The following is a 22,682-nucleotide window of genomic DNA, read 5'->3' on the forward strand; positions in this document are numbered from 1 at the left end:
CGAACAATATAATAAAGCATGTGACATTGCTGTCACATGCTTGTTACATGTAGTAATTCATTCTTTTTTGGAAAAATCAACTGAAAACAAGTGCCTTTATTCCATTCTGAAGTAACTTCTATTTTTAATCCTAATGAATCAGCAGCTTGTTTCGCTAAGTATAAACCCATGCCCGAGGAACTTTGATCAAAATGCTCCTTCGTTGATGTAAAACCTTTCTCAAAAATTCGTGGCAAATCTTTAGCAGGGATTCCTCGCCCCATATCTGATATTTGAAGTATATGTTGATTGTTTATGGTTAAACTTTCAATTTTTATATCATTCTTCTCACTATACTTAACAGCGTTAGTAATAATTTGACGGAGTACAAAATGAAGCCACTTCGCATCTGAAAGAACCTGAGTTATATTTAATTCAATTTGAAAACCTATCCCTTTCTGCATACACCAGGAACGCAATGTTCGAATTTCTTCATTTATTATAGATTCCAGATTAACATTTTCTATATACAAGTCATTTTTCATAAAGGGAATTCTTTTCTGATGAAGTTGTTGATCTAATAATAAATGAATCCGAAGCCATTCATAGGACAAATGGGCACGCAGTTCTTTGTCTTCTACCCGTTCTAACATTAACTGCATTGTGGTTAATGGCGTCTTTACTTCATGTATCCACAACAGAAGATCATCTTTTTCACTTCGGACATCTAACTGTAACTGATTATATTCTTTACGGTACATTTGAGATTGATCTTCGAGTGCATTAGTTACAACTCTAGAGAATAGCGTGTCTCCTTTAGGCATATCTGTTAACTCTATGTCTGGTTTCCACTCGTTTAATTCTTTATAAAACCTAGTTTCTTTCCTATAACGTATTCCCAAGAAAATAACTCCAATGAGAAATTGAATAAATACAATATAGTAAATGGACTTCATAGGTATTGTCGTATCAATATACCCCACAATTAAGGTGATTGATTGTACTACTAGAAACAATATAATCCAACTAATGCGTTCTTTCATATAACTAAAAATCATTTGTCTTGCTCCTCTATCGCTATGTATCCTTGTCCAACTCTAGTTTCAATAAATTTCCCAAGACCTATGTCGTCAAGGCTTTTTCGAAGTCTATTTACATTTACCGTAAGTGTATTATCACTAATAAATCGCTCATCATCCCATAATGCTCGAATAAGTTCATCGCGAGATACAATCTGATTTTTTTGGTCAACCAAAATGCGAAGAATACTACTTTCATTTTTGCTTAACTCCACACTTCCATCTTTATAATGAATATCACCTTTACTAAAGTTAATAGTAGCTTGATTCCAAATTCTTATATCAACATTTGTCGATTGACTATAACGATACGTTCTGCGAAGAATTGCTTGAATTTTAGCAAGTAATACTTCAAAATGAAATGGTTTTTGAATATAATCGTCTGCACCTAGTTGCATTGCCATAACCATATCCATTGGATGGTCTCTACTGGATAGAAAAATAATAGGTACATCAGAGCGAGATCGTATCGCTCTACACCAATGGAAACCATCATATTTTGGAAGTTGAATATCTATGATAATCAAATCAGGTTGAATTTCACTATAACGCTCCATTACAAAATTAAAATCTTCAATTCCAAAAGTTTCATAATCCCATTGACTTAACTGTTTAATTAACTCATTTAATAATGTTTGATCATCTTCAATTATGAGAACCCGAAACAAATTGTATTCTGCCTCCTTTCTTTAATTCTCGAACCTACTCATTAACTTTTCCCAATCAAAGAGTTCGCCTGGATCTGTCTTTCGTTCTGATGCATATTCCTGGTGACCAATGATATGGTTCCGATTCAGTTTTAAATTATGATGTCTTGTTGAAATATCCATTAATAGACCTTGTAATGCATCGTACTGTTCTTTTGTATAACCTATATGTCTAGAGCTTATTGTATCATAGTGTTCAGCGCTCATCATTGGTAACATTTCTTCTTTTGTACCAATTGCTAGTAGCTCAATTCCTATAGAATAAGGATTTAAATTATCTTCATACATTGGAAATCCTTCTAACTTTCCATTACCAGCGTGGTAAGCAATTCTATCTTCAGACACAAATCGATATATTTGACCAGTTCGATCAATCACATAGTGTGCAGATACCTCATACTCACGGAAAACCTCATAGATATCTTTGACTTGAAAAGGATTCTCTGGCTTTTCTAATGCATTACTGCTAAAGTGCAACATTACGTGAGTTATTGATGCTTCTCTTGGTTCTGAATTCTCTTCTGGAAGATACATATCTATCACAGTTTCTTCCAAATCCACTTCCGCAGATTCTACCTTTTCTTCCTTAGCTTCTACTTCTACTGTATCCTCCATTACTTCTTGCTTACACGCTACTAAAAAAAAATAATGCTACAACTATAAAACTTGTTCTCCATAAACGAAACATTTTCCATCCTCCAAAAGTGATCTACTTACTTTCACTATCGGAGACAAGAGAATTTTGTTTAATTTTATATTTAAAAAGGGAAGTAGCAATCTCTATAAAAGTTCTAAACTAGAATACCAACTTATTACATGTGTATCTATATGATACTTCGATACTAAATAGTAATTTAGAATGTATTAACTCTATACATAACTAAAAAAAATAAGCTGGGTATTCACCAGCTTATGATTAACTACCTTGATTTAATTCAGTTTGTACTTGCTGTATTTCTTGTGGAGATGCTTGCTGTGCAGGTTTATAAAAACCTTTTTGTAATGCATATTGATATACGTTTAACTGTCTTGCTTCATCACCATTACGTAAACTGACTAATTTTTGGCGTAGTTCTGGATTATTTGCCTCTGTAATGTATCCGGCATAGCTTTTCATACTTGCATTTAACCCATTTAAATAATCATTTACAATATCCTTATCCTGTAGCATATACCTCTCTCCTTACTGTAAGAATGGCAATAACTGTTGCTGTGCTTGTCGAGCTGCTTGAGCATCACGTTGTAGAATTGACTTTAGTTCCGGATCCATTGCTTCTTGAGCATAAGATTCTAATTTATTTGCAATCATCCCATGCTCTCCAATCATTTTCCGCAGATTTTCTAATTCCGTCTGTGTTAATTGGTTCATCCAACAAGCTCCTTTCGATGATATATCATCGATAGTTTACCCAGCACATTACTATCTATTCAGAGAAACGTACCATAACTATTTCTTATTCTCTTCACTATTCTCTAACTCATCTAACCTTTTCTCCAAGTGTTCAATTTTATCTTTTACTTCTTTACCTGAATTTTGAATTCGATGAGTAATCGATTTGATTATGGCAATAATCGCAAGTAATAGTACTATGAATCCTATTACAAATATTAATATAACTTCCACCTAATCACTCCCTACTACAAACTCATACTCCTATTCAAATCTCTATATTCTTCCATATCTAACACTTTTATTACTCGAGACCAATGTAATACAGTTTGGATAAAATCTGTAAAAACGATTATGAACTATCGCATTATGCGTATCAATCAATAACAAGTAATGCTTGCATAATTATTTTCCTAATTTAGTTCCTTAATCAGTCGATCCATCAACGTCGTTACATCAACATTTGTTGCTAAGCGAGGAGCCTGTCCAGACCACAATGACATATATGCAGCCTTATTTTGCTTAGCCGCTTCTTTACGAATTGGTTGCGTTAATGTATTTTGAATAGGAAATGGTAAAGTCATTGCTTCATTTGATTTCATTTCTTCCGTAAATTCATTACGAATTCCTCTTGCCCATTTTCCAGAGAAACTTTTTGTAAAGACCAATTCATCCTCAGCAGCGTTTAGAATAGCAGTTTTATGAAGATTCTGCGCTCCACTTTCTTTTAATGCTAAGAAAGCTGTTCCCATTTGAGCAGCTTGAGCTCCAAGTTCTAAACAAGCTCGTATTCCTCTGCCATTCATGATGCCACCAGCAGCGATAATTGGAATATCGATTTCTTCAACTGCCTGCGGAACAAGGGCTATTAATCCGATATTACCTTCTTCAAAAGAACTTAAGAAATGACTACGATGTCCTCCAGCCTCGCTTCCTTGCATTACGGCAGCATCCATTCCTAGCTCTTGTATAATAAGGGCTTCTCTTACAGTCGTTGCAGTTCCAATCGTATAGACACCAGCTTGCCTTAACTGTTTTATTTGCTCTTCGGTTGGCAATCCAAAAGTAAATGAGCACACTTTTATTCCTTCATCTAGAATCACTTGTAAATGTTGTTCGAATATCGCTTGTTGATCTTTAAATTTTGGAAGTTCCTTTACTTTATAGTCAGTTAATTGAAGTTCGTCATATATACTTTTCATCATTAATTGCATATTTTCCACATGCTGAGAAGAATATGTAAAATCACTAGGAACAAATATGTTAACCCCAAAAGGTTTATCCACTCTTTTTTTCACTTCTTGAATAGCAACTTTTAATTGATTGGGATTTAAATAACCCGCAGCTATCATTCCTAGTCCTCCACTTTCGGAGACATTTGCTACCAATTCTGGAGTAGTAATTCCTCCTGCCATTGGCGCTTGGATAATGGGATATTCAATTCCAATAGCTTCTAAAAAAGATTTATTCATAACACCGCTCCTATTCACACGACTTTTATACTAATTTCTACACCATTCTATTAATTCCTGCACTAGTCATTTATTTTAATTCTTTTCTTATCACTTGAAATAAGATCGGAATATTCAGACCTGTTTATTTATTGTATAATAAAATAAAAAATCCAAGGAGCTGATAGCTTTGGAATTTCTATTAGTTCTTATCGTTTATCCGATCTTTGTGATTCTTGCTTCTGTTTTTGGGTATTTTTTATTCCGAAAATGGTTTGTTTTTCCTTCAATTACACTCATCGTTTTTCTTATCCTCACCATTTTCGTATATAACACAAGCTTTTTAATATGGGCCATTATTTATACTGTGATGTCTTTAATTTTTAGCTTAATCATTGATTACTTTCAAAAAAAGGAACCACAATATTGAAAAATGGCATAAGAAAGATACTTCTATGCCATTTTTACTTAATAAAAAGTCATATGCTTTTTTTGATCATGATAATAGTTTAATCTATCTTGCAATGTTCCCGTATGGAATTCAAATTTATGTCCATCTGGATCTGTAAAATAAATGGATTGTTTATCCTGCTCAGAACGTTCTCTTCCTTCTAGAATGTTAACCTTCAGCGTTTTTAAATGTTGAAAAGCACTTCTAAACTCTGATTCATCTATGGAAAATGCCATATGGGTATAAGATTCATTAATTTCATTTCGAGGAATATGTTTCTCTTCATTTAACGCTAACCATATCCCATTTAAATCAAAATATGCTGTTGATCTCCCTTTTACTAGAAGTTTAGCGTTAAAAACATTGCGATAAAAATCGATAGACTCTTCCAAATCGGATACAGAAAACAACAGATGATTCAGTCCTTTAATATCAATCATAAAATCCCCCTTCATTCTTTATCCAAATAACATCTGAAACTTGTTTAGGATTTACCCCATATATTTCGTATGTTCTATACGTATGGATGGCTTCATAAACGGTTCTCATATGTTGATATATTTCATTATCTGTCTTTTCATGACTATCCCAATACATAATGCTAAGTGGTGTTTCTGCCTTCGCTATAAAAGCTTGAAATACATAACCTATGTTTGGAGCAAGTTTAAATCCTTCTCTTGTATAAAATCGCAGACGTTTCTCTGTATCTTGATTATCTTCATCTACAGGTTCAACTTCAAGCAAAATTGTTTTACCTTTATGCTTCAAATTTTGAATTATTTTTTTACCGATACCTTGTCCTCTTGCTTTTTCAGACACCCATAAAAAATCAATAAATACAAAATGTTCAAATTCGGCATACATCAAAATATGTACATCACTTTCATCTTTATGATAGTGGTCTCCTTTTTCTTTAAGCAGTAAATCCATCTGTTGTTTTGCTTTCATTTCATCCTCAGGAAAATAATTATTTAATCGCTCAAACCAATCCATAGTTTCTCCTCCAAATCTAGGCTGTTTAAATCGAATTCATACTATCAAATAATAAATAGATACCTGTTATAAGCAACAAGACATACGTTATGACTGTAAATATTTGCTGATTCATCTTTTTAAATATATATTGTCCTAGTACTAAACCTATAATCACAAGCGGTATAGCATACAAACTAGACATCCACACTGTTGCTGTCGTCCCGCTAAATGTTATTTGCGTAATCAGACTAATACTATAGATGAATAAGAAGAAAGCAAGTGTAGTAGCACGTAATTTTTCTTTTGTTATTTTTGCACCTGTAAAATACAACAATAGCGGTGGTCCCGGCATGCCAATACTTGTAGTTAAAATACCAGATGTCCATCCAACGAAATAATCTCTTCGGGAGGTTGGAGTCATCTTTACACGACTTAATAGCAGGAGGGTTAACAATAACAAAATAATACTTATCATTAATTTAAATATCACAATATCCACCGTCATATAAATAATAATTCCGAATGGTACCCCAGCAATACTCCCAAAAATCATCCGCTTCAATAGTTTTTTGTCTACATCTGATCGAATCTTCCAAATCAATGCAATCGATATGATTAATGAAAGTACAATGTTTATTTGTATAGCATCTTGTGGTAAAAATAGTAAAAGTAAAAAAGGAGTGGCCATTATCGAAAAGCCAAACCCAGTACTTGTTTGAAATATACTAGCGATTACAATAATGCTAATAAAAGCAATAATCGTCCCCATCTTCACACTCCTTATATGCATGAAAAAATATCTAATATGGATGGTCGATCCATCAGAATAATAAACGAGTCACATTTACCCAGCTTCTTTTCAATAATATTTATTGAAAATTACCCAGTTGCTATATTTATAAGTATACTACAAGTAAAAGCTGAAACGAAGGAAGGCACCTAACTCCTTTTGGTGTTACAATATATTTATAATCAAACAAATGGAGGGGAAAATATGGAGTTGATAATCTTTATTTCACTTATTTTCATCATATTATATTTGGCAATCCAATTAATGAAAACTCGAAGTGAATTAAAATCTCTAGAATCAAATACTCAATATTTGAATAAGGAAGAGGCCTCCGATTATACTGATCATCCAATACATCAACAATTATTACTCCTAATTGATCAACAGCAAGATGTAAAGGCAGTAAAATTAGCACGTGAAACGTTTGGATTTTCTTTACTTGAGGGCAAACGTTATGTTGATTGGTTAAAGGCGAAGGAGACTAGCAATAATATCAAATAATTCCTTGATCTCTCCCATAATTAATTAATTCCTCATATGGATCGCCTGCAATTCCCAACATCCTACAAAATGCGGGTTCTGTTTTGATTCCTGCTTTTTTTAATAAACGAATATTATTTTTAATTGATGGATATGACTTCAATATATGATTTTCAATTTTCATATGTAAATAAGCGTATTGTTCATATACTGGTACATTTTGACCAAATAGTTCAAACATGTATCCCTGGAATTCAAATTGCGCCTTAACAACTTGATTATTACGAATGATTTTTTCTTTCAAATTAAATTTTTTCAAGTGATGATAATGCGAATATAGTTTTTTGGAAAACAATTGAAAATCGTCAACAAACATGATGATGTCGATATCGGATTCATCGGTATAAATATCGATTGGATATGTACCACATACGACTGGCCTATACCTCGAGAAATCGTCTAAAATCCTTAAAGACTGTACAAGTTCACATACATTTTTCTGCTCTGAATTACCATTTTTTAAAGTTGCAAAGCTATTCATCTCATCCCTCCAATTCACGATTACGGTTCATTAAACCCTAGAGCCATAATATTAATACATGCTAACATGATTACTAGGGAAAAATTAATTAATTGTAAAGCCAATTTCCATTTATTTTTAGAGAAGAAAGCCATTATAAGTGCTATCAATGATAGAACTAATGAAGTTAATATATAGAAAGATCCAATACGAATAATAAGAAGGTCCATCAAGCTCTCCCAGCCAAAGAACATACTCGTCATTAAAACTACAGACGAGATTGTGAAAAACCAACCGAGTAGTGTAAATAACTCTTTTCTATTTTGCAAGCTATCACCTTACTTCATATTTTAAATCTTGAAAATGGAAACTCTAAGACTACCTCTTTATCCACGTATTCTCCAGTTCTTTTAAATCCAGCCTGTTCATACAACGTAATGGCAACATGATTTTCAGGGACAGCAGACGTAAGAATGTCTTTCCCTTCATATTCTTTAAAAAAGCATTCTAGAAATTGTTTTAATGCCTTCTTACCGTAGCCTTTCCCCTGAAAATCCTTCCCAATCATATACCGTTCTAACCACCATGAATCACGAGGATAATCTTCATCAGCAGAATAATAGCTATACATTAAGAAACCTACTATTTCCTTATCTTCATATATAGCAAAAGGATGCTTTTCTTCAGATTCATAATTTGCTTCTAAAATCGAATACCAATTTGGTGCCACATAATTATCTTGATTCTCATTCACTTGTAAGAATATTGCCTTCTTATAATTAGATGCATCTATTTTTTTAAAAGTAAATGTCATTACAATTCCCCCTTTATCATTTCATAACTTTATATTATCTTATATTTCTGAATATATAAAGCTTATTTAAATTCTGTATTTTTTTAGTTAATATAGTGGAGCTATTTACCATTATCATAAAATTTTGCTGCTGTTTTCGTTTATAGACCCTCTACTATTTACCATGATGACTTTTTAGATTTTATTTCATCACAAACTTTTACTATAAAATCTTCTACGCCAACATTCACCGATGTTTTTTCACCATATTTTCTTACATTAATAAGGTTTTCATTTACCTCTTGATTACCAACTACTAAAACATATGGTACTTTTTCTAACTGTGCTTCTCTGATTCTATATCCTAATTTTTCATTTCGATGATCAATTTCCACACGGATATTGTGACTAAGCAGAAGTTGTTTTAGATCATTAGCGTATTCTTCATGCGCCTTGGCTACTGGTAATATTTTCACTTGAACAGGAGCTAACCATGTTGGAAAAGCACCAGCATAATGCTCGATCAGAATTCCTAAGAACCGGTCAATCGAGCCAAAAATCGCTCGATGAATAACGACTGGTCGAACCTTCTCATTGTTCTCATTGATATAAGTCAAATTAAATTTCTCTGGCATTTGAAAATCCAGTTGAATCGTTGCACATTGATGACTCCGGTGTAGAGCATCCTCAATATGGAAATCGATTTTTGGACCATAAAATGCGCCATCACCTTCGTTAAGCACATAGTCTATGCCCAAATTATCCAATACTTGTTTAAGTGCTGCCTCAGAATCTTCCCAAAATGCTTCATTCCCCAGTGATTTTTCTGGACGAGTGGATAATTCCACTTTGTAGGAAAATCCAAATGTTTGATATACCTCATCAATGAGACAAAAAACATTGCGTATCTCTTCTACCATCTGATCCTCACGTATAAAAATATGAGCGTCATCTTGACAAAAAGTTCGTACACGAAGGAGTCCGTTTAATGCTCCACTAAATTCATGACGATGCACTTGACCAAATTCTGCAATTCGTACAGGGAGATCACGATAAGAATACAACTTATCTTTAAATATCAGCATATGACCCGGGCAATTCATCGGTTTTAAAGCAAAATTCGTTTTATCAACTTCCGAAAAATACATATTTTCATGGTAATGATCCCAATGACCAGATTCTTCCCACAACTTTTGATTCATCATAGATGGTGTGCGCACTTCATTATATCCAGATTTGCGTTGCGCTTCTCTTGAATAATCTTCTAATGCTTGTCGTACCAACTGACCCTTTGGTAAATAAAAAGGCATTCCTGGAGCTTCATCTGAAAACATGAATAATTCTAATTGTTTGCCTAATTTTCGATGGTCTCTGTTCTTCGCCTCTTCTACCCTTTTTAAATGTTCGTTTAATTCCTTGTTGTTACGAAAGGCAATACCATATACACGTTGCAAAACATCGTTTGTCTCTTCTCCCTTCCAATAAACGCCAGATACTTCTAAAAGTTTATAAGCTTTCAACCAACCTGTAGAAGGAAGATAAGGACCTTCATATATATCAACAAATTGTCCTTCTCTATACACATTTACCATATCTTGTTTATAGTCATTGATAAGTTCCAATTTATAACTTTGATTATATGATTCAAATAGTTGAATTGCTTCCTGACGTGAAAGCAGATTTAATTCAATAGGAATATCTGCAGAAATAATCTTTTTCATTTCTTCTTCAATAACGTTAAAATCTTCTTTTGATATACGATGATTTGTATGAAAATCATAATAGAATCCATTCTCTGTTTGATTTCCAATACCTAAATTCACATCGCCAAATACTCTTTGAATTGCATGACAAAATACACGTGCTGCTGTTTGTCTTATAGCGGATAATCCTTCATTCGAATCAATGCTAATGATTTCTAGTTTTCCTGATTCCATTAATGAATCATTTAATGACATCGGCAGACTATTGAACTTTCCAGCAATTGCTTTTTTCCCCAAACTTGTTGCAATCTTCCCTGCCACTTCGATGAGTGTCGTTCCCTTCTCCACCTTTATCTGCTTACTATCTGGTAACTCAATAACAATAAATTCTTTCATTTTCTTTCACTCCTTTTTTTTAAATATAAAAAAACATATCCATCCCTATACAAGGGACGGATATGTTCTATCCGTGGTTCCACCCAAATTTCCAAATAGCGTTCAGCTATCCTTGGCTTGATTGCGATAACGTCGCTTTAACGGTGCTGGTTGTTACCCCTAACACAGCTCCAAGGTGGTAAAAAACATACAACCAATTAGGAAGTTCTCAGCCATCTTCCTTCTCTGTAAATGCAGTATACTTCTCATGTCCTCTTCAGTGCCTTATTAGAATATAAAATTGTATATAAAAAACACACATTCTCCTTCATAAGAAGGGACGAATGTGTGTTTTCGTGGTTCCACCCAAGTTCCCGAAAATTTTCCACTGTTTTCGGCTTCATTTGCTATAACGTCGCATCCACGGTATTAGTTGTTACCCTAACACAACTCCAAGGTGGTAAATTACTTTTCCTAGTTAGGAAGCTCACACCTAACCTTCCTTCTCTGAGAACTATTCCAAGTAATCCATGTCCTTATCTTCGCTCTATATAATATTAAGATATATCATACACAATCACCCATGGATTAGCAAGCTGTTTTTCAAAAAAAGGCAATAATCTATTATCTCAATGCAGTTCCATATGGAATTGTGTTAGCAATAATTTTAATTTGTTTTTCATTTCTTTCAATATCAAGCTTTATTTCAGTTCCCACAGGCTGATGTGTTATTGCAAATTCGCACCCATCATAATGGTTCACAACTTCTCCATTTACAGCGTGAATATAGTCCCCCATTTGAACTTTACCTGAAACGGGAGTGTCTTCATGGACATGAACCACCTTGACTCGATCATTTTCAGTACGATTATTTAATCCTAACCAACTTTTCCAGAAGTGCTCACGTTGATCATATTTGTCCTCCATCACGGTTTTTAGATTTAACATAAATTGAAACGTTCCAAAAAGCATATTTTCCATTTCTGAAATACCGTGGTCACCAACCCAATTTCCTGTGTATTCAATCGATACGTTCGTCATTTCTCCCTGTGATTGAAGTGTCCATGTAGTATAATAACCATCTATATCTTCTAACACCAGTTTTTCATTTTCCTTAATTTCCACAATGACTCCTTCATAAGTTACATTCCAACCGTAATCTAAATATATCTTCCCTCCTTTGCATAAATCAATTTCACACTGTCTTGTTTCCCATTTATTTCGAAGTTCGGGTATAGTTAATGCTTGCCAAACCTTTTCAATACTCGTATTTATAACTATTTCTTTTTTTGCTATACTAACCCATTCCATCCTATTCCTCCTCTAAAAAATCTTTCAAACGACCAAGTTTAGATTCCAGTATACGATTAATTTCTTTTTTCACCTCAATTGCTTCTTTTTCAAACAATGATTCATTTAAACGATAGTAATTGTATTTTCCCTCCCTTCTTATTAAAATTAATTCTTCATCAATTAACATATCAATATGTTTCTTAATTGCAGGTTGACTCATGTCAAATGATGAAACTAGTTCTTTTTGTGTATACTCTCTCTTCGCTGTTAAAGAGAGTATTGTTCTTCTTGTTGGATCCGCAAGTAATTTATATAAATTCACCATATGTGTGTTACTCCCTTTATATAACCATTTAGTTATATGTATTATATATTAAATTTAAATTAAATGGAATAATTATTTGAATAATTAAATTAAAACTTTTGTTATACTTACAATAAGGAGGGTTAAATATGCAAGACATCCATATATATCAGCGTAATATTGACGTACATATTCAAAAATTAGGCGGCTACTGGCGATCCATATCTGCGCTTGCCAGACTACAAGAAGAGATTGGTGAATTAGCAGAATTAATGATGGAAGAAAATTTTAATATAGATGATATGAAAGAAGAAACTGCGGATATTTATATTATTTCCACCTGCTTAGCTAACCAATATATAAATAAATTAGAAGAAGTATATATGAAAATAGCTATTCCAACAAACACAAAAGAATTACAAGAACTAAGAAGTGGTCTTTCTATAACCGATTTATTTTTTCACATTCAGATTCAAGCAGGTAAAATTGCGCGAATCATTAATCATTACGATGGAGACAAAATAAAAAAATCTACAGAAAAAAATCGTAATTTAGGCTCGGAGATCGCCTATTTACATAAATATCTCATTCTTTTTGCAAATCACTTTAAGTTTAATGTATTCGAGTCTATTGATAAGGTGTTAAAAAAATCGGCTCTACGAGATAAAAATCGTTTTTCTTTTATGCACGACCCAACAACAACACTGACCTTAAAAAGATATAAAACTCTTATCAATCAATCGACTAGTAAAATTACAGAGCAGAAACTATGGGGGAGTTATGAATGGGATCCCAATAGAAGTATGGAGAGTAATATTTGCAAAAGCATCCCTTCTTTTATTCATTTTTGTAAATGTGCTCAAATAGAAGGATTAGATGGATACGTTTTCGAGATTGCAGCTAGTGACAATACCGATACCGTCGTTTTAAACAATCTCCTAGATATTCTTTCAATACATAATTTAGAAGTAAAAAGAAGTTCAAATCTCATTTTCATACAAAAAATTCCTTTTCAAGTGGAAATGTATACAAACAAAGATGGACTTCAATATATTTTATTTCTTATTCATTAGACAATTTAATCATTCAAAAAAACCATATGAAATCTCTCCATATGGTTTCTTGAATTTTATTTTATTTTTATTACAATTTTCCCTCTAGCATGATGTGTTTCACTTAATTGATGTGCTTCTCGTAATCCTTGTTCAGTAAATGGGAACGTGTGACCAATAACCGGCTTAACTTCACCTGTTTCCAAGAGATCTGCTATTTCGCTAAGTTGCTTTCCGTTTTCTTCTAACCAAAGGAACCCAGCTTTTATCCCTTTTTCTTTTGCCTTTTCTTCATCTGGATTTCCTGCAATAGATACTAGTTTTCCACCTTCTTTTAATACATCAAAACTCTGTTCTAATATGTCGCCACCTAATGTGTCGACAACAATGTCATAATCGTTTAGAACTTCGTTAAACTTCTCTTCTTTATAATTAATGAATCGATCGGCTCCTAATTCTTTCACTAATGATTCATTTTTTTCACTAGCAGTAGTTGCTACATAAGCACCAAAATATTTGGCAAATTGAATAGCAAAACTACCGACGCCACCCGAACCTGCATGAATAAGAACGTTGTCATCTTTTTTAATATTTGAGAAATCTACTAGACATTGCCAAGCAGTAAGACCTGCCAGTGGAACACTTGCAGCTTCATCAAAAGATACATTTTCTGGTAGTTTCGCCACTCTTGATTCCTCTGCTGCTACAAATTCTGCATAAGTTCCTTGAGCAGTAGTCGCTGGTCGTGAAAACACACGGTCTCCAACCTTAAACTGACCTACATCTTTTCCAACCTCTGCTACGACACCAGCAGAGTCCCAGCCAAGGGTAATGGGAAAATCAAAATTAAACCCATCTTTCATATACCCTTCACGCATTTTCCAATCTATCGGATTAATTGATGTTGCATATTGTTCGATTAATAATTGATTATCTTTTAATTTAGGTTTGGGGACATCTTGCTCATGAAGTTCATCTGCGTGTCCATAGTTTTGAATTACAATTGCTTTCATCTTATCCCTCTTTCTTTTAAGATCTATCATCTTTGTTCCCCAATATAGACTAATTTAATCATTACCATACAATATATGATTTTATCGTTAAAGACAATAAGATGAAATTAACTACCGCTACTGTTCAATGTTAATTCCCTTGTAGTACAGTGAAAGAACGACTGTCTACTGAAATGAAGTTTCAGTTTATGGTAATGAATGGTAAAATAATATATAATTAATAGAATACTTAGAATAAGGAATCAAATGAAGATATTCGGTTATGTAAGCGTTATCCAAAAATCAAAAAGTGAAGGAGAGATTGAAATGGAACAAGATGTTGTACTATGTAGCGAAAAAAATGGGGTTGGAACTATTGAATTAAATCGGCCAAAAGCGATTAATTCTATATCTCAACGTATGATTGAATTGATTCATCAACAATTAATAGATTGGAAAAATGACTCCAATATTAAATTTATCATACTCTCAGGGAATGGTCCTAAAGGATTTTGTGCAGGTGGAGACATCAAAACACTTTATCAAGCAAAAGAGAGTGAATCTAAATATCAACAAGCAATTCGTTTTTTCCAATTAGAATATAAGACAGATGCTCTTATTTATCATTATCCAAAACCTATAATAGCAATTCTAGATGGGGTTACGATGGGAGGGGGAGTTGGTCTCACCTACGGGGCAAGCCACCGAATTGTAACAGAACGTACAAAATGGGCAATGCCAGAAATGAATATTGGCTTCTTTCCTGATGTTGGAGCATCCTACTTTTTTAATCAAGCTCCTGGAAAAGTTGGTTATTACCTTGCCTTATCTGCATCAGTTATTTCTGGCTCTGACGCAATTTATGCAAATGCAGCAGATCACTATATCACAACAGATAACTTAGATACATTCATCCACGAACTTACAAAAAAAGATTGGATAATTGAAACGGATATTGACCATGCAATAGATAATATCGTGCAGAAATTCACTTCAGCATCAGACCAAAGCAGATTAGAGAATCATCGTTCTGAAATCGACGAATATTTCTCTTATTCTACTTTAGAACAGGTTATTACAGCTTTAGAGAGCGCAGAGAGTGATTTTGCAAATAAAACTAAACAACTGTTATTAACGAAATCGCCTATTTCTTTGAAGGTTACATTGGAGCAATTACGGAGAGGGAAAGAAAAATCATTAGAAGCTTGCTTTGATATGGATTTAATACTTGTTAAAAACTTCTTAAAATCGAATGATTTTTATGAAGGGGTACGATCTATCGTTATCGATAAAGACCAAAAACCAAACTATCAATATAAGAAATTAGATGATGTTGAGAAAGATTTAGTAGAATCCTATTTTAATTAATAGGCAAGCTCCACATACTAAAATGGTGGTAAAGATTTAACCTTTCCCACCATTTTAGTTACTTACTATCCATCAATTAAAACCATCTTTCAGTAACTACTTTTTTACGAGTATAGAATTGTACACCATCTTTTCCGTTCGTTCCTAGATCACCATAAAATGAAGCTTTATTACCTGCAAACGAGAAGAAAGCCATCGGAGCAGGAACATTCACATTTACCCCAATCATACCCGCATCTATTCTGTTACGGAACAGTTGAGCAGATTTGCCGCTATTTGTATAAATCACAGCACCATTTGCAAATTTTGATTGATTTGTTACCCGAATACCTTCTTCCAAATCTGACACACGTACTACACTTAATACAGGTGCAAAAATTTCATCTTGCCAAATTTTCATTTCTTGTGTTACATGATCAAAAATTGTTGCTCCAACATAGTAACCATCTGGAGTTTCTTCTTTGATTTTCCTTCCATCCACTAAAAGATGCGCTCCTTCATCTACACCAGAATCGATATAACTGAGTACCCGCTCTTTATGGGATTCTCGAATAACTGGTCCGATAAAATTACTGTCATCCATTCCATCCCCGACTCGAAGTTTGTTTGTTTCTTTTACTAGCTGTTCTAAAAACGCATCAGCTATATCATCGACTACTGCAACTACTGAACAGGCCATACATCTTTCTCCACTACTTCCAAATGCTGCTCCAATAACTCCTTGAATGGTCTTTTCCATGTCACAATCAGGCATTACTACTGCATGATTTTTCGCTCCAGCCAGAGCTTGAACACGCTTTCCGTGGGCAGTTCCTGTTTGATATACATGTTTAGCTACAGGTTCTGATCCAACAAAAGAGATTGCTTCAATATCTGGATGTGTTAAAAATCGATTAACGACTTCTTTTCCACCATGGACTAAATTTAATACTCCTTTTGGAAATCCAGCTTCATAAAATAATTCAACGAGTCTCTCTGCTAATATTGGTGTTCTTTCTGAAGTTTTTAATACAAAGGTATTTCCACAGGCAATTGCTAAAGGAAACATCCAAAGTGGAACCATCATTGGAAAATTAAATGGCGTAATACCAGCTACAACTCCTAGAGGATAGCGCCATATTGAACCGTCTATACCTTTAGCAATATTAGGGAGTGCATCTCCCATCATCATAGAAGGAGTGGAAGTAGCTAGTTCTACTACTTCTATTCCTCGTTGCACCTCTCCTTGTGCGTCTCTCAGTGATTTACCATTCTCTAAGGTAATGATCTCAGCTAATTCTTGCTTATGATCTTGTAGTAACTTCCAATAATCAAGTAGATATCTTGTGCGATTTGGCACGGGAATGTCTGACCATTCTGGAAACACTTCTTTAGCTGCGGCAACAGCCATATCTACATCTTCTATATCAGAGATAGTGACCGTAGCTATTGTTTCTCCAGTTGCAGGATTAGGAATCACTTCTTGCCTCCCACTTTTGGCATCTACCCACTTCCCATTTATATAATTTCGCATATGTTTTGTTTCAGAACTAATCATGTCGTCGCCTCCTTATTTTGATCAATGGTATCTTTTAGATATTTGTATAAAACGGCCATATCTTGATCACCATATCCTTGTTGTTCTAAATTCTTATACAAATCTAGCAATGATTTACTAATTGGCAAATCTAATTGATTGTTGTCTGCTACTTCCATAGCAAACTCTAAATCTTTTCGTAGTAACTTTAGTGCAAAACCCGGATTATAATCGTTTGGTTCAATAAATGTTTTATAATTTCTCTCATAAATTCTGCTTTGACCGTAGCTAACATTCATCATCGAAAATAAATCGTTTAAATCAATGTCTTTTTGATTGGCGATTTGAAGGGCCTCACTTACCCCTGCAGTATAAAAGCCAATTAATAGATTATTGATCAGTTTTACAGTAGTCCCTTTATCAATTTGTTCACCAACATGAAAGACGTTCCCACCAATGACGTTCAGAATATCTTCCACTTTTTGAAAAGTCTCTTCTTTTCCTCCAACCATCACGGTTAAGGTTTGGTTTTCTGCACCAACCACCCCACCACTAACGGGAGCTGCTAAAAACGAAATCGATTTTTCCAATAAGGAGGCTTCCAATTGTTGATTTAACTCAGGAGAAACTGTACTTGTATCAATCACTATTTGTGAAGGATTACAATGGTCAACCAATCCATCTTTATCCAGATATACAGATTCAACTGCCTTATTGGATGGCAAACTAGTAAGGATAACATCACTTTCTGCAACTACGTTAGTGCATGAAAGCGCAATATTGCCTCCAGACTTTTTAAAAAGCAGTGACCGTTCCTCGTTTACATCATAACCTATGACCTCATATCCACTCTCCATTAACCCAATAGACATTGGTAACCCCATATTTCCTAAACCAATAAAACCAATTTTAGACATAATATCCCCCTTTTTTTATTAATGATTTTGCGATATATTCCTTGGCTTCGTATATATTAGAATAATTAGGAATTATTAATTCCTCAATTTCGTCTAAATACTGTTGTTGTACTAAACCATCATCTACCTTAGCAACAATCATACGCTTGGTTCTTTCAAGAATACGTTGTACATTCTCTTCTAGTATTATCTGTGTCATTTGCTTTGTTACTTCGGAGTGATTACAATTTAACTCAGCTGTTTTCATCACATATACATCCATTACGGTATCTGCAATTACCCCCAGATACATTTGATTAACTTCGTCTCCACTAAAAGTAACCGCTTTCAACATTTTGTTTAATAAAACTTTTCCATATCGAATATATACACTTTGTTCTGATTCAATTTCTTCATTTAATTTTTCATCGGAGTACTGTTTTAAAAACGATTTCGCTATCGTTAATCGGTTAATTTCAGATGTACCTTCAAATAAACGATTAATCCTTGCGTCACGATACAATCTTTCAATCTCATATTCTTGCATATAACCATATCCACCATGCATCTGCAATGCTTCATCTACAATCATATCAAGCGACTCTGATGCTAGTACTTTATTAATGGAACAATCCATGGAAAAACGAGCAAGTAATGTTATAAAATTCTCTTTACCTTGTTCAATTAACTGCTGATCAAGTAAGCTGGCAGTGTAGTATGCTGTACACTCTGACTTATAAATGGCTGTAGCCATATTCGCTATTTTCTCTTGAATCAATCCAAATTCAACAATATTTTTGCCAAACTGTTGACGTTCTTTTCCGTATTTAATAGCAAGTTCAAGTGCTTGTTTCGACATACCAATATTTGAGAAAGCAATTTTCAATCTTGCTAGATTTAATATATTTAATGCAATACGATGACCTTTCCCAATTTTCCCTAGAACTTGTGCAGAACCTAATTCTACGTCCTCTAAAATTAATGTTGCTGTAGATGATCCTTTGATACCTAATTTCTTTTCTTCTGCTCCTATGGATACCCCTTTGAAAGTTCTTTCAACTATAAAAGCAGTTATACCTTGTTCTGTATTTGCAAATACAACATACACATTTGCAATATGTGCATTTGTAATCCATTGCTTCTCTCCATTTAAAGTCCACACCTGCTTCTCTTCATTCCATTTTGCAGTCGTTTTGGAAGCCAGTGCATCTGATCCGGCGTTAGGTTCGGTTAGAGCATACGCCCCTACCCATTCGCCTGACACAAGTTTTGGTAGATATTGATTTTTCTGATCTTCATTTCCAAAATACACATATGGTAACGTACCTACACCAGAATGAATATTGAATGCTACACTAAAGGAAGCTGCATACCCCATTTTTTCTGCTATAATTCCAGACATTCGTTTTCCAGCTTCTAGTCCACCATATTTTTCAGGAACTTCTGCACCCATTAAACCTAATTGACCAACCTCTTTCATTCTCTTTTTCTGTAACGTATAATCATGACCTTCCAATTTGTCCATATAAGGGAGAATTTTCTCGTCCACTAATTGATGTATCGTTTTAGTAATTAGTTGTTCGTCCTCACTTAAAATAATCGAATAGCTATCTTTTTCTAACCCCTTTTCATCAGGAAACAAAGATCTCGTTTCAGTATGTTTCACGTTAAAAAACCTCCTTTCAATTGTAAACATGCAAAAAGTATGCCAACTCAGGTTAAAGTTACAGGTGCTTTATTTTAAAGGTATATTAGTGTCTAACTGTATAGACAATTAATGTCAGTGTTGACTAATTTTACAGTTTCATTTAAGTGTATAACGAGATATTTTATTATAAAGTGTAGCACGGGATATCCCTAATAATTTTGCAGCTTTTGTCTTATTACCATTTACTTGCTTTAATGTTTCTTTTATCTGTTCCTTCTCTTCTTCTTCCGATAGCGATTTCACTGATTTTTTATTTGTAAGAAAGTTATATGATGTTAATCGTTGTTTATCGTCCAATTCGGGAATATTTTCTAATGTCATATGTTGATTTTCTGCTAACACATATAATCGTTCTAAGAAATTGATAAGTTCTCTAATATTCCCTTTCCACGGTTGAGTATACATCCATTGAACAACTAAATGATCGATCGTTTTTTCATCATTGTATTCATTATTTAATTCGGCTATTTTATGTGAAACTATGATAGGAATATCCTCTGCCCTATCACGTAAAGGAGGAATATGAATAGGTATTACATACAAGCGATAGTACAAATCTTCTCTAAAAGTTCCATCTAAAACCATCTGCTTGATATCTTTGTTTGTTGCAGTTATCAACCTAAAATCGATGGTTGATTGATGATTACTTCCTACTCTTTCCACACTCTTCTCTTGAATAACACGTAATATTTTTGCTTGCATGGTTAGTGGCATGTCGCCAATTTCATCTAAAAAAAGTGTTCCCCTATGGGCTAACTCTATTTTTCCAGGTTTTCCACCTTTTTCTGCTCCAGTAAATGCTCCAGAACTGTACCCGAATAATTCTGATTCTAACAATGCTTCCGGGATAGCAGCACAATTTACACTTATAAATCTTCCATTAGTTAAAGGGCTTTCATTATGAATGGCTTTTGCTACCTGTTCTTTTCCAACCCCACTCTCTCCAGTAATTAGTACTGGAGCTTTTGATTGTGAAGCTTTTCTAGCAATTTTTTTTGTTTGAGTAAAACAGAGACTATCACCTAGCAAATCTTCAAATCGAGTATGCAAGCTTTTCTTATACGGTTGATCCTTTTTTAATTTACTATGCTTTACTTTATCTAATTCTTCCATTTGATCGATAACTTGATAGATTTCAGATACACCTTCATAAACTAAGATACCAGCTGCAGCAATCACCTTATTATCTTTCCATATCGGTATTCGATGTACTACTAAATTTTGTCCTTGTAGTCGATGGGCCTGACTTCGCTCTGGTACACCTGTTTTTAATACTACTGGTAATCGAGTATTTTCTATAATTAATGAAGCATCTTTTCCGATTGCTTCTTCTGTAGGAACTTTTACATATCTACTATATGCTTCATTAAATAAACGAATAATTCCTTTGTCATCTACCACGGTCAAACCTTCGTAGGCAGTATCAAAAACCATTTCGTACAAATGGAGCATTTCATCTTTTTGCTTTAATTGTTTTGTTATTTCTGTATGATAATGAAGCCATTCCATATCTGTTATTTCTCCAATTAGTTCTCCTTCAACATTAACAATATATGTAGGTATATCTTGAAGCTTATCTACTAACAAATCAGCAGAAGCAACACGATCACAATTCCTTACGAATGGGCTAATTTTTTTATCACTATCTTGTTGAAGCACATCCTGTAACTTAATAATTCCTTTCCATTTCTGTTCTTCTACAACTGCTATTTCTGTACGATTATTTTCCAATAGGATGTGAAGTGCATGTTTTAAAGGGTCCTCTGGATGTACATAAAGTGGATTCGAGTGCATCCAATCAATGATTTTGTCAGTCATACTTAGTAGCCCCCATTCTAACTTTAAAATTATAAAAATTCTGTTATTTAATTATAGCATTATTACATATGAGAACCAATACGCGTGAAGTCTAATGAACGTTAATATAACTACAATATGAGCATATATATAGAAAGGTACACTCTGTTCCTCCTTTGAAACAGCTCCCAACATGGTGGAACAAAATACAAAACAGTAAATAAGCATTTACAACAATCAGTGATCTCATATAAGTTAAATATAAGCGCTTATCTATGGATAAAATTAAGTATTAATAGATTTATACGTTTCTTTAGCTAGACTTTCTAACAAATGAATGACAGGTATTTGCGTAGTCAAATTGAATGTTTCTCTATACTCCGTGGAAACAAAATATGAAAGATTATAATCGGATAATTTTGCCAAAGTACAATCAGGAAAATTAGTTATACTAATTACTTTTGTACCTTCTTCCTTTACTCGATTTGTAAGGTTTATGATGGATTCCGTTTCACCAGAAACAGATAATACAATAGCAACGCTATTTTCCAAAGAAGAAGTATACATTGGAAAATAGGGATCTTTTATATGCAGTGAAAATTTTTTTAAGGCAGAAAAATACCTAGAACCATATTCTGCTAAAATACCCGATGTTCCAATACCAATAAAAATAATTGTTTGTGCAGCAGCAATAGATTGAGAGATTGTGCGAATTCGCTGATCATAGTCATGTTGCATTGTACGTTCTAAGTATTCTGTTAATGAGGTAGTAGAATGAATAAAACTCAAATTTTCCGTTTGATTCATATACATTTTTAGTTGGACTTTAAATTCGGTAAATCCATCGAATCCAAGCTTTTTACAAAACCGGAGAATACTAGTTGGTGAGACATGCGTTTCATTAGCTAAGTCTCGAATACGCATATAAATCACTTTTTCTGGATGCGTCACGATAAAATTATATAACGAGAATTCTAAATCGGAGAATTCACTCATTTTTATATTTGTAAACATTATTCATTCACTCGCCATTTCTTTAGTATTTATATTTATTATAAATCAG

At 33.7% G+C, this 22,682-nt stretch carries 26 protein-coding genes; 4 read left to right on the top strand and 22 right to left on the bottom strand.

Translation table 11 applies throughout. The features are described from left to right. Positions 1-32: 32 nt before the first annotated feature. The 7 genes from ABC346_RS18505 to ABC346_RS18535 form a co-directional block, all read right to left on the bottom strand. Entirely contained in the window at positions 33-1,037 is a 1,005-nt protein-coding gene (locus ABC346_RS18505) for a sensor histidine kinase (RefSeq protein WP_413236250.1), read from the bottom strand. After that, entirely contained in the window at positions 1,034-1,726 is a 693-nt protein-coding gene (locus ABC346_RS18510; protein ID WP_413236251.1) for a response regulator transcription factor, read from the bottom strand. Before ABC346_RS18510 ends, ABC346_RS18505 begins: the two co-directional genes overlap by 4 nt. A gap of 21 nt (positions 1,727-1,747) precedes the next feature. After that, the gene (locus ABC346_RS18515) at positions 1,748-2,380 is read right to left on the bottom strand and encodes an N-acetylmuramoyl-L-alanine amidase (protein ID WP_413236252.1); all 633 of its coding nucleotides are present in this window, start codon (positions 2,378-2,380) and stop codon (positions 1,748-1,750) included. Positions 2,381-2,681: 301 nt separating this feature from the next. Further along, on the bottom strand, positions 2,682-2,936 hold the full coding sequence (locus ABC346_RS18520; protein WP_413236253.1) for a spore coat protein: 255 nt from the start codon (positions 2,934-2,936) through the stop codon (positions 2,682-2,684). A 12-nt stretch (positions 2,937-2,948) separates the two neighbouring features. Beyond that, positions 2,949-3,134 carry a hypothetical protein gene (locus ABC346_RS18525; RefSeq protein ID WP_413236254.1) on the bottom strand — a complete coding sequence of 62 codons (186 nt, stop codon included), beginning with the start codon at positions 3,132-3,134 and terminating at the stop codon, positions 2,949-2,951. 78 nt (positions 3,135-3,212) lie between these two features. Then, positions 3,213-3,389: a hypothetical protein gene (locus tag ABC346_RS18530; RefSeq protein WP_413236255.1), complete on the bottom strand. Its 177-nt coding sequence runs from the start codon at positions 3,387-3,389 to the stop codon at positions 3,213-3,215. A gap of 179 nt (positions 3,390-3,568) precedes the next feature. Beyond that, positions 3,569-4,627, bottom strand: coding sequence for an NAD(P)H-dependent flavin oxidoreductase (locus ABC346_RS18535; protein WP_413236256.1), 1,059 nt, complete (start codon positions 4,625-4,627; stop codon positions 3,569-3,571). A 169-nt stretch (positions 4,628-4,796) separates the two neighbouring features. Between ABC346_RS18535 and ABC346_RS18540 the strand changes: the two genes are divergently transcribed. Further along, the gene (locus tag ABC346_RS18540; protein ID WP_413236257.1) at positions 4,797-5,036 is read left to right on the top strand and encodes a DUF2651 family protein; all 240 of its coding nucleotides are present in this window, start codon (positions 4,797-4,799) and stop codon (positions 5,034-5,036) included. 38 nt (positions 5,037-5,074) lie between these two features. Here the strand turns inward: ABC346_RS18540 and fosB are convergent, their stop codons facing one another. The 3 genes from fosB to ABC346_RS18555 are packed head-to-tail and all read right to left on the bottom strand — an operon-like array spanning position 5,075 to position 6,801. After that, the gene (gene fosB / locus ABC346_RS18545; RefSeq protein ID WP_413236258.1) at positions 5,075-5,497 is read right to left on the bottom strand and encodes a metallothiol transferase FosB; all 423 of its coding nucleotides are present in this window, start codon (positions 5,495-5,497) and stop codon (positions 5,075-5,077) included. Continuing rightward, positions 5,490-6,050: a GNAT family N-acetyltransferase gene (locus ABC346_RS18550; protein WP_413236259.1), complete on the bottom strand. Its 561-nt coding sequence runs from the start codon at positions 6,048-6,050 to the stop codon at positions 5,490-5,492. Before ABC346_RS18550 ends, fosB begins: the two co-directional genes overlap by 8 nt. 25 nt (positions 6,051-6,075) lie before the next feature. Continuing rightward, positions 6,076-6,801 carry a sulfite exporter TauE/SafE family protein gene (locus ABC346_RS18555; protein WP_413236260.1) on the bottom strand — a complete coding sequence of 242 codons (726 nt, stop codon included), beginning with the start codon at positions 6,799-6,801 and terminating at the stop codon, positions 6,076-6,078. A gap of 225 nt (positions 6,802-7,026) precedes the next feature. Here ABC346_RS18555 and ABC346_RS18560 point away from each other — a divergent pair, with 225 nt between their 5' ends. Then, positions 7,027-7,323 carry a hypothetical protein gene (locus ABC346_RS18560; protein ID WP_413236261.1) on the top strand — a complete coding sequence of 99 codons (297 nt, stop codon included), beginning with the start codon at positions 7,027-7,029 and terminating at the stop codon, positions 7,321-7,323. Here ABC346_RS18560 and ABC346_RS18565 read toward each other — a convergent pair. The 6 genes from ABC346_RS18565 to ABC346_RS18590 form a co-directional block, all read right to left on the bottom strand. Beyond that, positions 7,316-7,843, bottom strand: a complete 528-nt coding sequence (locus ABC346_RS18565; RefSeq protein WP_413236262.1) for a DUF4269 domain-containing protein — start codon at positions 7,841-7,843, stop codon at positions 7,316-7,318. The genes ABC346_RS18560 and ABC346_RS18565 overlap by 8 nt on opposite strands. 20 nt (positions 7,844-7,863) lie before the next feature. Continuing rightward, a complete protein-coding gene (locus tag ABC346_RS18570) occupies positions 7,864-8,151 on the bottom strand; it encodes a hypothetical protein (protein ID WP_413236263.1) in 288 nt (95 codons plus the stop codon). 14 nt (positions 8,152-8,165) lie between these two features. Beyond that, on the bottom strand, positions 8,166-8,636 hold the full coding sequence (locus ABC346_RS18575; RefSeq protein ID WP_413236264.1) for a GNAT family N-acetyltransferase: 471 nt from the start codon (positions 8,634-8,636) through the stop codon (positions 8,166-8,168). 158 nt (positions 8,637-8,794) lie between these two features. Then, positions 8,795-10,714, bottom strand: a complete 1,920-nt coding sequence (thrS, locus tag ABC346_RS18580) for a threonine--tRNA ligase (protein WP_413236265.1) — start codon at positions 10,712-10,714, stop codon at positions 8,795-8,797. Between the two features lie 603 nt (positions 10,715-11,317). Beyond that, positions 11,318-12,004 (bottom strand): SRPBCC domain-containing protein, encoded by a 687-nt coding sequence (locus ABC346_RS18585; RefSeq protein ID WP_413236266.1) that lies wholly within the window; start codon positions 12,002-12,004, stop codon positions 11,318-11,320. A 1-nt stretch (position 12,005) separates the two neighbouring features. Beyond that, positions 12,006-12,311, bottom strand: coding sequence for an ArsR/SmtB family transcription factor (locus tag ABC346_RS18590; protein WP_413236267.1), 306 nt, complete (start codon positions 12,309-12,311; stop codon positions 12,006-12,008). 128 nt (positions 12,312-12,439) lie between these two features. On the opposite strand from ABC346_RS18590, the gene ABC346_RS18595 reads away from it, so the two are divergent. Next, entirely contained in the window at positions 12,440-13,363 is a 924-nt protein-coding gene (locus ABC346_RS18595) for a MazG nucleotide pyrophosphohydrolase domain-containing protein (RefSeq protein ID WP_413236268.1), read from the top strand. A gap of 56 nt (positions 13,364-13,419) precedes the next feature. On the opposite strand, the gene ABC346_RS18600 is transcribed toward ABC346_RS18595, so the two are convergent. Then, positions 13,420-14,355, bottom strand: a complete 936-nt coding sequence (locus ABC346_RS18600) for an NADP-dependent oxidoreductase (protein ID WP_413236269.1) — start codon at positions 14,353-14,355, stop codon at positions 13,420-13,422. 306 nt (positions 14,356-14,661) lie between these two features. Between ABC346_RS18600 and ABC346_RS18605 the strand changes: the two genes are divergently transcribed. Beyond that, positions 14,662-15,702 (top strand): enoyl-CoA hydratase/isomerase family protein, encoded by a 1,041-nt coding sequence (locus ABC346_RS18605; RefSeq protein WP_413236270.1) that lies wholly within the window; start codon positions 14,662-14,664, stop codon positions 15,700-15,702. A gap of 76 nt (positions 15,703-15,778) precedes the next feature. Here ABC346_RS18605 and ABC346_RS18610 read toward each other — a convergent pair whose 3' ends face one another. From ABC346_RS18610 to ABC346_RS18630, 5 genes are all read right to left on the bottom strand, one after another. Next, positions 15,779-17,239: a CoA-acylating methylmalonate-semialdehyde dehydrogenase gene (locus ABC346_RS18610; RefSeq protein WP_413236271.1), complete on the bottom strand. Its 1,461-nt coding sequence runs from the start codon at positions 17,237-17,239 to the stop codon at positions 15,779-15,781. After that, complete coding sequence (locus ABC346_RS18615) at positions 17,236-18,135, bottom strand: NAD(P)-dependent oxidoreductase (RefSeq protein ID WP_413236272.1); 900 nt, start codon at positions 18,133-18,135, stop codon at positions 17,236-17,238. Before ABC346_RS18615 ends, ABC346_RS18610 begins: the two co-directional genes overlap by 4 nt. Beyond that, positions 18,128-19,780, bottom strand: coding sequence for an acyl-CoA dehydrogenase family protein (locus ABC346_RS18620; protein WP_413236273.1), 1,653 nt, complete (start codon positions 19,778-19,780; stop codon positions 18,128-18,130). Before ABC346_RS18620 ends, ABC346_RS18615 begins: the two co-directional genes overlap by 8 nt. Positions 19,781-19,918: 138 nt before the next feature. Further along, the gene (locus ABC346_RS18625) at positions 19,919-21,640 is read right to left on the bottom strand and encodes a sigma 54-interacting transcriptional regulator (RefSeq protein ID WP_413236274.1); all 1,722 of its coding nucleotides are present in this window, start codon (positions 21,638-21,640) and stop codon (positions 19,919-19,921) included. 264 nt (positions 21,641-21,904) lie between these two features. Further along, positions 21,905-22,633, bottom strand: coding sequence for a MurR/RpiR family transcriptional regulator (locus ABC346_RS18630; protein ID WP_413236275.1), 729 nt, complete (start codon positions 22,631-22,633; stop codon positions 21,905-21,907). Positions 22,634-22,682 lie beyond the last annotated feature (49 nt).

It is taken from the genome of Oceanobacillus phoenicis (assembly GCF_047238145.1).
Taxonomy (GTDB): domain Bacteria; phylum Bacillota; class Bacilli; order Bacillales; family Amphibacillaceae; genus Oceanobacillus.

What these genes read in the sequence shown, in the direction of transcription:
- ABC346_RS18505 (WP_413236250.1), bottom strand. Translation starts at nt 1,037, where the DNA reads ATGATTTTTAGTTATATGAAAGAACGCATTAGTTGGATTATATTGTTT.
- ABC346_RS18515 (WP_413236252.1), bottom strand. Translation starts at nt 2,380, where the DNA reads ATGGAGGATACAGTAGAAGTAGAAGCTAAGGAAGAAAAGGTAGAATCT.
- ABC346_RS18520 (WP_413236253.1), bottom strand. Translation starts at nt 2,936, where the DNA reads ATGCTACAGGATAAGGATATTGTAAATGATTATTTAAATGGGTTAAAT.
- ABC346_RS18525 (WP_413236254.1), bottom strand. Translation starts at nt 3,134, where the DNA reads ATGAACCAATTAACACAGACGGAATTAGAAAATCTGCGGAAAATGATT.
- ABC346_RS18535 (WP_413236256.1), bottom strand. Translation starts at nt 4,627, where the DNA reads ATGAATAAATCTTTTTTAGAAGCTATTGGAATTGAATATCCCATTATC.
- fosB (WP_413236258.1), bottom strand. Translation starts at nt 5,497, where the DNA reads ATGATTGATATTAAAGGACTGAATCATCTGTTGTTTTCTGTATCCGAT.
- ABC346_RS18550 (WP_413236259.1), bottom strand. Translation starts at nt 6,050, where the DNA reads ATGGATTGGTTTGAGCGATTAAATAATTATTTTCCTGAGGATGAAATG.
- ABC346_RS18555 (WP_413236260.1), bottom strand. Translation starts at nt 6,801, where the DNA reads ATGGGGACGATTATTGCTTTTATTAGCATTATTGTAATCGCTAGTATA.
- ABC346_RS18560 (WP_413236261.1), top strand. Translation starts at nt 7,027, where the DNA reads ATGGAGTTGATAATCTTTATTTCACTTATTTTCATCATATTATATTTG.
- ABC346_RS18565 (WP_413236262.1), bottom strand. Translation starts at nt 7,843, where the DNA reads ATGAATAGCTTTGCAACTTTAAAAAATGGTAATTCAGAGCAGAAAAAT.
- ABC346_RS18575 (WP_413236264.1), bottom strand. Translation starts at nt 8,636, where the DNA reads ATGACATTTACTTTTAAAAAAATAGATGCATCTAATTATAAGAAGGCA.
- thrS (WP_413236265.1), bottom strand. Translation starts at nt 10,714, where the DNA reads ATGAAAGAATTTATTGTTATTGAGTTACCAGATAGTAAGCAGATAAAG.
- ABC346_RS18585 (WP_413236266.1), bottom strand. Translation starts at nt 12,004, where the DNA reads ATGGAATGGGTTAGTATAGCAAAAAAAGAAATAGTTATAAATACGAGT.
- ABC346_RS18590 (WP_413236267.1), bottom strand. Translation starts at nt 12,311, where the DNA reads ATGGTGAATTTATATAAATTACTTGCGGATCCAACAAGAAGAACAATA.
- ABC346_RS18595 (WP_413236268.1), top strand. Translation starts at nt 12,440, where the DNA reads ATGCAAGACATCCATATATATCAGCGTAATATTGACGTACATATTCAA.
- ABC346_RS18600 (WP_413236269.1), bottom strand. Translation starts at nt 14,355, where the DNA reads ATGAAAGCAATTGTAATTCAAAACTATGGACACGCAGATGAACTTCAT.
- ABC346_RS18605 (WP_413236270.1), top strand. Translation starts at nt 14,662, where the DNA reads ATGGAACAAGATGTTGTACTATGTAGCGAAAAAAATGGGGTTGGAACT.
- ABC346_RS18610 (WP_413236271.1), bottom strand. Translation starts at nt 17,239, where the DNA reads ATGATTAGTTCTGAAACAAAACATATGCGAAATTATATAAATGGGAAG.
- ABC346_RS18615 (WP_413236272.1), bottom strand. Translation starts at nt 18,135, where the DNA reads ATGTCTAAAATTGGTTTTATTGGTTTAGGAAATATGGGGTTACCAATG.
- ABC346_RS18625 (WP_413236274.1), bottom strand. Translation starts at nt 21,640, where the DNA reads ATGACTGACAAAATCATTGATTGGATGCACTCGAATCCACTTTATGTA.
- ABC346_RS18630 (WP_413236275.1), bottom strand. Translation starts at nt 22,633, where the DNA reads ATGTTTACAAATATAAAAATGAGTGAATTCTCCGATTTAGAATTCTCG.